The following is an 11,335-nucleotide window of genomic DNA, read 5'->3' as shown; positions in this document are numbered from 1 at the left end:
GGAGGACCGGTCCCGGTAGGGCCGGACCGGTCGGCGGCTATCGTGAAATCCGTGGCTCACTACAGCGACGGCGTGACGCTCGCCCTGGGTTTGGCCAGGTTGGAGGCGCGCGCCGGTGGGGCCCGCGACGTCGAGCCGGGCCACCTTCTCATGGGATTGACAACTCTGTGCCGTCCAGACCTTGAGGCGATGCTGGGCGATTTCGGCGCGGCCGATATGGACGGTGCGGCGGTCATGGCCGAGGCCGAGCAGTTGCGGGAGTGCTTCGCGACCGCGCGGGTCGATCCGACGGCCGTGCGGCGCCGCATCCGTGCGCGGTTGGCGGTCAGCGGGCCGAAGGGCGGTACGCCGAGGCGGAGTCCGGCGGCGCGTAAGGCGTTCACCCGGGCTGCCGGGCGGGGGCGGATAGGAACCGTCGAGCTGCTCCGCGCGATATTGCAGGACTCGGACACCGCCGATCAGTTCGGTCTGGAGCCGGGAGCCTTCTTCCCGGAAGACGCCGGCGAACCCCGGGACGCACGCCAGTCCCCTGATTCGCCGACCCCCTTCCTGGACCGCTTCGGCCGCGACCTGACCCGCCTGGCCCGCGAAGGAGCGCTCGAACCGTTGATCGGACGGCGCGAGGAGCTGCGCGCATTGGCCCGGGTCCTGGTGCGGCAGCGGAAGGCCAACGCCGTCCTGGTCGGCGCGGCCGGGGTCGGCAAGACGGGGATCGTCGAGGGCCTGGCCGCGCATCTGGCCGGGCCGACGCCGCCGGCCGGGTTGGCGGACGCTCGCCTCGTGGAGCTGTCGATGGCCACGCTGCTGGCCGGGACCAAGTACCGGGGCGAGTTCGAGGAGCGGTTGGCGGCCGTGCTGCGGGAGTCCCGCTCCCCCGGGCTGATCCTGTTCATCGATGAGTTGCACACCGTGCTGCACGCCGGTGGATCAGGGGCCAGCGACGCCGCCAACATCCTGAAGCCGGCCCTGGCCCGCGGGGAGCTGCGCTGCATCGGCGCCACGACGCCGGCCGAGTACCGGCAGCGGATCGAGGCCGACGCCGCGTTGGAGCGCAGGTTCGAGGTGATCTGGGTGGACGAGCCGACCCGGGGCGAGGCGGTCGAGATCGTGGCCGGGGTGGTGGACCGGCTGGCCGGGCACCACGGCGTGGGGATCGACGCGGACGTCCCGGCCGCGGCCGTGGACCTCGCGATCCGTCACCTGCCGGAGCTGCGGCTGCCGGACAAGGCGATCGATCTGGTCGACCAGGCCTGCGCGGGCGTGCGGATCGGATCGCTGACCCCTGATTCGGACGATGCGCGGCCCGCGGAGCTGCGGATCGGACGGGACGACGTCGTCGCCGTCCTGGCCCGGCGCCTGCACCTGCCGATCGAGCGGATCGGGGAGCAGGAGGCCGAGCGGCTGCGCGGGATGGAAGAGGCGCTGCGTGCCCGCGTGGTCGGCCAGGACGCCGCGGTCCACGCGGTCGCCGAGGCGGTGCGGACGGCGCGCGCCGGGCTCGGCGACCCGCACCGGCCGATCGGCTCGTTCCTGTTCGCCGGGCCGACCGGGACCGGCAAGACCGAGCTGGCCAAGGCGCTCGCGGGCTTCCTGTTCGCCGACGAGCGGCGGCTGATCACCGTCGACATGTCCGAATACCAGGAGCGGCATGCGATCTCGCGCCTGTTGGGAGCTCCGCCGGGCTATCTCGGCCACGACCGCGACGGGCAGCTCAGCGGTCCGCTTCGGGACCATCCGCACAGTGTCGTGTTGTTCGATGAGGTGGAGAAGGCGCATCCGGAGGTCCTGGACCTGTTGTTGCAGATCCTCGATGAGGGGCGGCTGACCGATGCGCGGGGGCGGCGGGTGCCGTTCACCGAGGCGGTCGTCATCCTCACGTCCAACCTCGGTTCCGCGGACTACCCCGCTGCCGGAGCACGGGCGTTCGGGTTCGCGGCGCAGGCCGTTCGCGACCGTCCGGACGCGCGGGAGGCCGCCGCCGAGCGGGTCACCGCCGCGCTGCGCCAGAGGCTGCGTCCCGAGCTGCTCGGCCGCGTCGGGGAGGTCGTGGTGTTCCATCCGCTCGGCGAGGCCGCGCTGCGTCCGATCGTCGACAAGCTCCTCGGCCGGCTCACCGAGCGTCTGGCCGATCGGCGGATCAGCGTCGTCCTCAGCGAGGACGCCTATGCCCTGCTGGTCCAGCAGGGCAGCGGGGCCCGGGCCGGGGTCCGCGAGCTGGAACACGCCGTCGAGCGCCTGCTGGTGCAGCCGCTGGCCCGGGCGTTGCTCGACCAGCGGTTCCCGGATGGCACAGTGGTCTACGCCGAGCCGGACGCCGACGGCGCCGCCCTGCTCTTCACCCCGAAGGAGCCCGCATCCCGATGACGCCGACCCCGACCGACGTGCCGACGATCTCGCTGACGATGGTGAAGGGCCTCGGGGGCCAGAGCCGGCACGTGTTCGCCGAGCGGAGCACGTGCGTACTCGGCCGCGCCGACGACTGCGCGCCCCGGCTGCCCGACGACGAGCACCACCGGACCGTCTCCCGGCACCACTGCCTGCTGGACATCAACCCGCCCGAGGCCCGGATCCGCGACTTCGGCAGCCTCAACGGCACCTACGTCAACGGCGAGAAGATCGGCCAGCGGGAGAAGCACCAGAGCCCTGACGAAGCCGCGGCCGTGTCCTATCCGGAGCGCGATCTGCTGGACGGGGACGAGATCCGGCTCGGCGAGACGGTGTTCCGGGTCGGTATCCACGTGCCGGCGACCCTGACCCCGTTCGCCGACGTCCCGGCCCAGTGCTCCAACTGCGGACGCGACGTCGCCGGCGAGATCGGCGCGCGGACCGGCGAGTACGTCTGCGCGGTCTGCCAGAACGATCCCGGCGCCGTACTCAGGCTCCTGCTACGCCTGGCCGGCAGTGCCCAGCCCACCCCCGAGCTCGCCCCGATCGCCGGCTACACCCTGGTCCGCGAACTGGGCCGGGGCGGCATGGGTGCGGTGTATCTGGCCCGGCACGAGGCGACCGGCCAGGTGGTGGGGCTGAAGGTGATGCTGCCCAAGGCGGCGGCCAACACCGTCGCCCGCGACCGCTTCCTGCGCGAGGCGAAGCTCACCAGCACCCTGCGACACCCGAACATCGCCGCCCTGCATGACGCCGGATACGCCGGCGGCACTTTCTACTTCACCCTCGAATACTGCGAAGGCGGCAGCCTGGACCGGTTGGTGGAGCGCCGGGGCGGCAAGCTGCCGGCGAACGAGGCGGTCCGGCTCGCGGTGCAGGTGCTGCAAGGGCTGGAGCACGCGCACGACGCCGGTATCGTGCACCGCGACCTGAGCCCGTCCAACATCCTGCTGACCGGGCAGGGGGCGGCGCTGACCGCCAAGGTCTGCGACTTCGGCCTGGCCAAGGCCTTCGACCAGGCCGGTCTCAGTGGCCTGACCCGCACCGGCGCGACCGCCGGCAAACCCTGGTACCTGCCGCGCCAGCAGGTCATCAACTTCCGCAACTCCTCCCCGGCCGTCGACGTCTGGGCCCTGGCCGCGACGCTCTACCGCTGCCTGACCGGCGAGTTCCCTCGGGACTTCTCCCGGGCCCGCGACCCGTGGCAGGCGGTGCTGCAGATGACGCCGACGCCGATCCGGGAGCATGAGCCGAGCCTGCCGCCGGGGCTCGCCGAGGTCATCGACGAGGCGCTGCGGGAGACGCCGGCCATCGGGTTCCAGACCGCGGCCGAGTTCCGGGCGGCGTTGTCGCCCTGGGCCTGATCTGGGCTTGATGTGAGCCTGATCCGAGCATGACCTGAGCCTGATCTGAGCATCGAGCAGAGTCAGAATGCGTCGCCGGGTGCTGCTTTGACCCGCGCCCGGTAGGCCGCGACGTTCGTCCGGGTGGCGCAGCGATCGGAGCAGTAGCGCCGCGAGGCGTTCGTGGTCGTGTCCACGAACACGGCCTGGCAGGACGTGGCGCAGCACATCCCCAACCGCTCGATCCCGCGCTCGGCGATGGTGGAGGCCAGCCCGAACACGGCGCCGGTGACGTAGGTGCGGGCCTGCCCCGCGTCGTCGTCGGCCAGATGCATGTGCCAGTCCTGGAGTTCGTGGCCGCTGATCGACAGCGACACCGGGAAGTCGGACAGCAGCGTGTTCAGTGCGTGGACCGCGCGGCGGTGGTGTCCGGCCGCGGCCTGTTCGAACACGTGGCGCAGGCGCGGGCGGGCCGCGAGGAGGTCCGCGAGGGCGTCGCGTGCCGCCGTCCGGGTCACGGTCCAACTCGGCGGGAGCAGGTCCAGCACGTCGTCCTCGGACGCCAGCCGGTCGCTTCCGGCGGCCGGGTCATGGGTGTTGACCAGCGCGACAGCCCGCTCGGCGTAGGCGATCAGTTCCATCCCGCGCTCCCCCGCGCCCTCGTCCGGCCGCGACACGTCATCAGATCCATAGTTGCGAAGCATATGCAGTTGCGAGATATTCGCAATAAGCTGGAGTCGGCGCGGGCCGGACAACGTGATAGCCGCGATCCCGCGGGAGGACGGTTCGCGCCGCTTCAGCTTCGCTGGAGCACTGCCGAGTGAAAGGTGCCATTCGTGGCCTTGTACACGTTGCCTGACCTGCCCTACGACTACTCCGCGCTGGAGCCGGCGATCACCGGGGAGATCCTGGAGCTGCACCACGCCAAACACCACGCCGCGTACGTCAAGGGCGCCAACGACACCCTTGAGCAACTCGCTGAGGCTCGGGACAAGGGACAGCTCGGCGGACTGGTCGGGCTGGAGAAGACCCTCGCGTTCAACACCTCAGGCCACGTCCTGCACACGCTGTTCTGGCAGAACCTGTCCCCCGACGGCGGCGACAAGCCGGACGGCGCCCTGGCCACCGCCCTGGAGCGCGACTTCGGGTCCTTCGACGCCTTCCGCAAGCAGCTCACCGCCGCCACGGCGAGCGTGCAGGGCTCGGGCTGGGGCGTGCTGGCCCACGAGCCGCTGGCCGACCGGCTGATCGTCACCCAGGTCTACGACCACCACGGCAACGTCGCCGCCGGCATGACGCCGCTGCTGGTCTTCGACGCCTGGGAGCACGCGTACTACTTGCAGTACCGGAACGTGCGGCCGGACTACGTCGAGAAGCTGTGGTCGATCGTCAACTGGGCCGACGTCGCCGCCCGGTTCAGCGCCGCGAGCGGAAACGCCGCGGGCTGACCCCGAACCCGGCGTGCCCGTTCTCGAAGACCGCAGTCACGATGGGCTTCGTTCGCTCCCCCGCGGCGGGCACGCCGTCTATTACGCCGTTGACCACGCCGTTTGTTACGCCTATTTACGCCGGTTCGGTCTTGAAGGTGCGGAACCCCCGGCCGTGATAGTTCGACAGGGCATGGGGATGGTCGGACGTCTGCGTGTGCAACCAGACCCTGGTCACCTCCGGCAGCAACTGCCACGCCCGGTCCACCCCGAGCGTCAACGCATAGCCGCCGAAACCCTTGCCCACGAACGCCGGCAGCAGCCCGAAGGTCTTGATCTCGACCTCACCGCCCGGCTGCGGGTCGAAGACCACGATGCCGGCCGGCTCGCCGTGCAGGGCCAGGAGCCAGAAGTCCCGCCCGGAGTTCTCCGCGAGCCAGGTCACCCACTCCTCCGGGCCGCGCCGCGCGCTCTTCCAGCCGTACGGAGCACCGACCCCGGCCATCACTTCGGCGATCAGCGGCGAGCCGGGTTCGAGCCGGTCCAGCGTCAATCCCGACACCGGCGGGCTCGGCGTGAACTGATCGCGGCTGGCCATCTCGACGTACGTAACGGTCTCCGGCATGGCGAGGAGCTTACGGCGTCCGGACTGCGATATCCAGGGGTGGGGATTCGAAGCGTCTGCCGGGGGGCCGGGATCCGAAGCGGTCCCCTAGGATCCTGTGATGACCAGCACCAGCAAGTGGGCCGTGGCAGGTCCCACGGTCGAATACGCGTCGTGTCCGCTGGGCCTGGACGTGGCGCGTCCGCGCTTCACGTGGCCGCTGGTGGCGCAGGAGCCGGGGCGGGTGCAGACCGCGTACCAGGTTCGGGTCGCCACCGACGCCGAGCGGTTGTCGTCTGCCGATGTCTGGGACAGCGGGCGAGTGGGGTCCTCAGAGTCCGTACTCGTCCCCTACGACGGCCCCGCCTTGGCTCCGCGTACTCGCTACCACTGGTCGGTTCGGGCCTGGGACAACGAGGGCCGGGCCTCGGAGTGGAGCACGCCGACGTGGTGGGAGACCGGCCTGATGGAGAAGAGTCAGTGGTCTGCTTCGTGGATCGCCGCGCCCGAGTCGCTCGGCACCAGTGCCCGGCTGCGCCGCGGGTTCTCGGTCGCGGACAAGCAGATCACGCGGGCCCGGCTCTACATCACGGCGCTCGGGCTGTATGAGGTGCACCTGAACGGCGAGCGCGTCGGCAACGACCGGCTGGCCCCGGGCTGGACCGACTATCGGCGGCGCGTGCAGTATCAGAGCCATGATGTGACCGAGCTGATCGGCAGCGGCGCCAACGCCATCGGCGTGCAGCTGGCCGAGGGCTGGTACGCCGGGACCGTCGCTTGGTACGGCACGCGGAACTACGGAAAGCGGCCCGCGCTTCTCGCACAGTTGGAAGTCGGGTACGCGGACGGCACGACCGAACGGTATGTGAGCGACGCGAGCTGGACCGCGGCCCGTGGCCCGATCGTCGCCGCCGACCTGTTGCACGGCGAGAGCTACGACGCCCGGTCGGAGACGCCCGGCTGGACCACCGCATCAGGGTTCGACGACTCGGACTGGTCGCCGGTGGACGTCCTCGACACCGCGGGCACCCGCCCCGGCGCGCAGGTCGTGGCCCAGGTCGACGCGCCGATCCGGGCGGTGCGGGAGTTGGCGGCGCAGACCGTCACCGAGCCGCAGCCGGGCATCTTCGTGCTCGACCTCGGACAGAACATGGTCGGCTCTATACGGCTGCGCGTCGAAGGGCCGGCCGGGACCACGGTAACGTTGCGCTACGCCGAGGTGCTGAACCCCGACGGCACCTGCTACACCGCGAACCTGCGCAAGGCGCGGGCCACCGACACCTACACGCTGAGGGGCGACGGCCTCGAAACCTACGAGCCGCGCTTCACCTTCCACGGTTTCCGCTACGTCGAGATCAGCGGCCACCCCGGCGCCGTCCCGGCATCAGCGGTGACCGGCGTGGTGCTCCAGACCGACGCGCCGTTCGCCCTGGACTTCGCCACCGACGTGCCGATGCTGAACCAGTTGCACAGCAACATCGGCTGGGGCCAGCGCGGCAACTTCCTGTCCATCCCCACCGACACCCCGGCCCGGGACGAGCGGCTGGGCTGGACCGGCGACATCAACGTGTTCGCCCCGACAGCCTGCTCCGTCATGGAATCCGCGCGCTTCCTGACCAAATGGCTCACCGATCTGCGGGACTGTCAGACCCCTGAGGGCATCTTCCCCGACACCGCACCGCACCTCGGCCGGGTCGGCGGCGCCCCGGTCGGCGACGGGGTCGCGGGCTGGGGCGATGCCGGGGTCACGGTGCCGTGGGCGTTGTACCAGGCCTACGGCGACCGGCGGATCCTGGCGGAATCCTGGTCCTCGATCGTGCGCTGGATCGACCACCTGCGCGCGTCCAGCCGGGAGCTGATCCGCTCCGCCGCGGTCTACGGCGACTGGCTGAACATCGACGACGAGACCCCGAAGGACGTCATCGCCACCGCGTACTTCGCCCACAGCGCCGATCTGACCGCGCGGATCGCCGAAGTCCTGGGCGAAAACGCCGATCCGTTCCGGGAGCTGTTCGAAGACGTGCGCCACGCCTTCCGCACCGCCTACGTCACCGAAGGCGGCCGGATACACGGCGACACACAGACCGCATACGTCCTCGCGCTGTCCATGGACCTGCTCGCCGAAGCCGACCGCGGCCCGGCCGCCGACCGCCTCATCCAGCTGATCGAGGCCCGCGACTGGCACCTGTCCACCGGCTTCCTGGGCACCCCGCGGCTGCTGCCGGTACTCACGGCGGCGGGCCGCACGGACGTCGCCTACCGCCTGCTGCACCAGCGCACCTTCCCCAGCTGGGGCTACCCGATCGAGCGCGGCGCCACCACGATGTGGGAGCGCTGGGACTCCATCAAGCCGGACGGGACCTTCCAGAGCGAGGAGATGAACTCCTTCAACCACTACGCGTACGGCTCGGTCGGCGAATGGATGTACACGAACATCGCCGGAATCGCCGCCACCGCACCGGGTTTCCGCACCCTGCGCATCCGCCCGCGTCCCGGCGGCGAAGTGCACGAGACCCGCGCCCGCTTCACTTCGCCCTACGGTCCGGTCACCACGCACTGGACCGACCGGGACGGCAGATTCGAGCTGGAGGTCACGCTGGCCCCGAACACCTCGGCCGAGATCTGGCTGCCGGTCCGGACGGCAGCCGGCACCCGCTATGAGGGAGCCGAGTATCTGCGGCCGCAGGACGGTTGCCTGGTGTTCGGCGCCGGATCAGGGACGTCGCGCTTCAGCTGCCCCCGCGGTCAGGAGAACTCGTCGTCGGCGCGGTTGTAGGCGACGGCGACGATCCCGGAGGTGGCGACCAGCTGTTCGGTCAGGTCGTTGACGTTCCCGCGTCCGTGCAGCGTCAGCACGACCTCGACCGTCCGGTCCAGCCGGCCGGCTTCGGGCGCTTGGGCTCCTTGGGGCGCTTCGAGGTCGCGGCTGTCGGAGTGGTCGTGGCGGCCGGTGCCGCTGAACGACGCGACGAAGAAGCCCGCGCCGGTGCAGACGTCGAGAACTGTGCGGAGCAAGCCTCTGCCGTCGAGGTATTCGATGCGGTAGGTAACCGGAGGTGTGCGTAGCGCGGGCATCCAGTGGGTCAGCGGGCGCAGGGCGTACGCCACCACGAAGTAGCCGACCGTGGTCAGGAGCGCGAGCAGGCCCAGTCCCGCACCGGCCGCCGCGCCGACGCCGGCCGTCAGCCAGAGTGCGGCGGCCGTGGTGAGGCCGCGGACCGTGTCCCGGCGCATGAAGATCACACCGCCGCCGATGAAGCCCAGGCCGGAGACGATCTGCGCGGCGACCCGCGAGGGGTCGACGACCACCCGGCCCGGGCTGAGCACATCCGTGAAGCCGTATTTGCTCACCAGCACGAACAAGGCCGCCCCGAGCCCCACGATCGTGTAAGTGCGCAGGCCCGCGGCCTTCTGCCGGATCTCACGCTCCAGTCCGATCGCCGAGGACAGGACCAGCGCCACAGCCAGTTCGCCGACCTGGGTCCAGCCTTGGCCCGTCGGCTCCTCCCACAAGATCGATGTACTCATTCCGCCATCATGCCCTGCTTCGCCGGAGGCGTCAGTGAGCGTCAGGACTCGAATGTTGGACGGAGATCGCGCATAATGGAGCCTTTGTGCGTCATCCGGCCTCGGACGGCGATCAGGAGACGGGGAGGTGGGAGCGACGCTGAAGGCTTCGAAGAAGACGGGACGCAAAGCCGCCCCGCGGGCATGGCGGATGGCCAACGACGATCTGGACCGGATGTTCGCGCTGGTCCAGGAGGTCGGGCAGGTGGAACTGAAATTCGCCGTGGCCGAGGAGTCCCATGCGGCGGTGCGCACGCTGCTGGAGGTCGGCGCCAAGCGGGTCCGGACCGTGTACTACCTCGACACCGGCGATCTGACGCTGCGCCGGCAGGGCGTGCTGGCCCGCGTGCGCGGCGGCCAGCGGCCGGACTCGGTGGTCAAACTGCGGCCGATCGACCCCGACGCCGTGCCGGCCGCGCTGCGCCGGCGCGACGACTTCACCGTCGAGGTGGACGTGACCCCCGACAGCTTCATCTGCTCCGGCAGCCTCAAGCGCCGACTGCGCCGGCATGCCGTCGAGCGCGCCGTCCACGGCCGGAACCCGCTGCGGACGCTGTTCTCCGACCAGCAGCTGGCGCTGATCGACAGCCGGCTGCACGGCGTGCTCACCGTCGACGACCTCCAGGCCCTGGGCCCGGTCGAGGTGCGCCGCACCCGGCCCGGCCAGGACGGGCCCGGCCGCGGGCTGGAGCTCCAGGAATGGATCTACCCGGACCGCTCGCGGCTGATGGAAGTGTCGACCCGGTGCGGCTCGGCGGACCTGCTCCAGACCGCCGCACAGGCCAAGGCGTTCCTGGACCGGCACGCGATCACGCAATCCGGCCCGTGCCCGACCAAAGCCGACAGCACGCTGGACTACTTCACGCGACGGTGACCTGGGCGGCGCTGACCTGGGCGGCGGGGGGCCGAGCGGCTGGGCCACGAACGGCCGGGCAGCCGGCCGGCTCAGCCCTTCGCGCCTGCCCCCGCACCCTTAGGAGCAATACCCGAACGATGACATGACCTCGGCTACCGCTGGGTAGCGAGTGTTCACCATCGTCGGACAATTGCATGGGGGGTTCGGGGGATGTCGCAGTTTCGAGCTGTCATAGCGACCGCGGCGTTGGCCGTCGCGACCGCGGGTGTGACGGGGGTGGCGACCGCGGCGGGGGCGGAATCGCCGCCGGAGTGGAAGATCACCTCCTTTCACGCGACGTTGCGGGCACAGAACGACGGCCGCCTGTTGGTGCACGAGGAGATCGTGTTCGACTTCGGGACCGCGCCGGGCCACGGCATCGTCCAGTACGTCGACCACGGCGGGCTCGACGTCGGCGGGCCGGCGGCGGCCGTGTCCGACGTGAAGGTGTCGAGCCCGGACGGGGCTCCCACGGACACCGCGGTCGAGGAGTCGGACGACCAGTCGTCCAAGATCACCGTAGGCCGGGCCGGCACGACGATCACCGGCCCGCACACCTACGACGTGGACTTCACAGTCGACAACGACGTGTTCGCGAACATCGACGAGCCGGACACGGCCACTTCGCTGTGGCACGTCGTGAACAACTGGGACGTGCCGATCTCCGACGTCGAGGTCACCGTGACGATGCCGGGCGCGATCTCCGGCGACCAGTGTCGGGCCGGCGGTCTCGGTGCCGGCGGGGGCTGCGACTCGGACACCAAGGACGGCTCGACACTCACGCTGAAGCAGGGGCATCTCGACGTCGACCAGCAGCTCGTGGTGCAGACGTCGTCGGCACTCGGCAGCGCGACACTGCCGTCCGCGACTCCCGTGCCGGATCCCGGGTCGGCCACCCCCGGGTCGGATCCGACGTCCACTGACGCGGCCGGGGCGTATCCGTACTCGACCTACTATTCGGACGGACAGGACGCCGATCAGACCTCTACCACTTCCTCCGGCTCGCAGAGCAATGCCGGGGTGTTCGTGGTGATCGGCGCGTTGCTCTGTGGGCTTTTCGGGTTCGCGTATCTGGTCCGGAAGGCCGACGGTGGCGGTGGTGGAGGTGCGGGCG

General features: G+C 70.7%; 9 protein-coding genes. 6 read left to right on the top strand and 3 right to left on the bottom strand.

Annotated features, from left to right (window positions below; translation table 11 throughout):
- The first annotated feature begins 51 nt into the window (after positions 1-51).
- Both KGQ19_RS27350 and KGQ19_RS27345 read left to right on the top strand, forming a co-directional pair.
- Positions 52-2,364, top strand: coding sequence for an AAA family ATPase (locus KGQ19_RS27350; protein ID WP_212013712.1), 2,313 nt, complete (start codon positions 52-54; stop codon positions 2,362-2,364).
- A complete protein-coding gene (locus KGQ19_RS27345; RefSeq protein WP_212013710.1) occupies positions 2,361-3,749 on the top strand; it encodes a protein kinase domain-containing protein in 1,389 nt (462 codons plus the stop codon). The genes KGQ19_RS27350 and KGQ19_RS27345 overlap by 4 nt, the downstream gene beginning before the upstream one ends.
- A 62-nt stretch (positions 3,750-3,811) precedes the next feature.
- Here KGQ19_RS27345 and KGQ19_RS27340 read toward each other — a convergent pair whose 3' ends face one another.
- Complete coding sequence (locus KGQ19_RS27340) at positions 3,812-4,405, bottom strand: CGNR zinc finger domain-containing protein (protein WP_212013702.1); 594 nt, start codon at positions 4,403-4,405, stop codon at positions 3,812-3,814.
- A gap of 159 nt (positions 4,406-4,564) precedes the next feature.
- On the opposite strand from KGQ19_RS27340, the gene KGQ19_RS27335 reads away from it, so the two are divergent.
- Entirely contained in the window at positions 4,565-5,176 is a 612-nt protein-coding gene (locus KGQ19_RS27335) for a superoxide dismutase (protein WP_212013700.1), read from the top strand.
- Positions 5,177-5,291: 115 nt separating this feature from the next.
- Here the strand turns inward: KGQ19_RS27335 and KGQ19_RS27330 are convergent, their stop codons facing one another.
- Complete coding sequence (locus KGQ19_RS27330) at positions 5,292-5,780, bottom strand: GNAT family N-acetyltransferase (protein WP_212013698.1); 489 nt, start codon at positions 5,778-5,780, stop codon at positions 5,292-5,294.
- Between the two features lie 100 nt (positions 5,781-5,880).
- Here KGQ19_RS27330 and KGQ19_RS27325 point away from each other — a divergent pair, with 100 nt between their 5' ends.
- The gene (locus tag KGQ19_RS27325; RefSeq protein ID WP_212013696.1) at positions 5,881-8,535 is read left to right on the top strand and encodes an alpha-L-rhamnosidase; all 2,655 of its coding nucleotides are present in this window, start codon (positions 5,881-5,883) and stop codon (positions 8,533-8,535) included.
- Here KGQ19_RS27325 and KGQ19_RS27320 read toward each other — a convergent pair.
- Positions 8,505-9,287 carry an MgtC/SapB family protein gene (locus KGQ19_RS27320; protein ID WP_212013688.1) on the bottom strand — a complete coding sequence of 261 codons (783 nt, stop codon included), beginning with the start codon at positions 9,285-9,287 and terminating at the stop codon, positions 8,505-8,507. The genes KGQ19_RS27325 and KGQ19_RS27320 overlap by 31 nt on opposite strands.
- 127 nt (positions 9,288-9,414) lie before the next feature.
- Here KGQ19_RS27320 and KGQ19_RS27315 point away from each other — a divergent pair, with 127 nt between their 5' ends.
- Positions 9,415-10,200, top strand: coding sequence for a CYTH domain-containing protein (locus tag KGQ19_RS27315; protein WP_212013686.1), 786 nt, complete (start codon positions 9,415-9,417; stop codon positions 10,198-10,200).
- A gap of 192 nt (positions 10,201-10,392) precedes the next feature.
- Positions 10,393-11,335: DUF2207 domain-containing protein (locus tag KGQ19_RS27310; protein WP_212013684.1), on the top strand; the 943-nt coding region annotated here is incomplete at its 3' end.

The organism is Catenulispora pinistramenti (assembly GCF_018274385.1).
GTDB lineage: Bacteria > Actinomycetota > Actinomycetes > Streptomycetales > Catenulisporaceae > Catenulispora > Catenulispora pinistramenti.
This window is presented reverse-complemented; position numbering and strand designations above follow the sequence as displayed.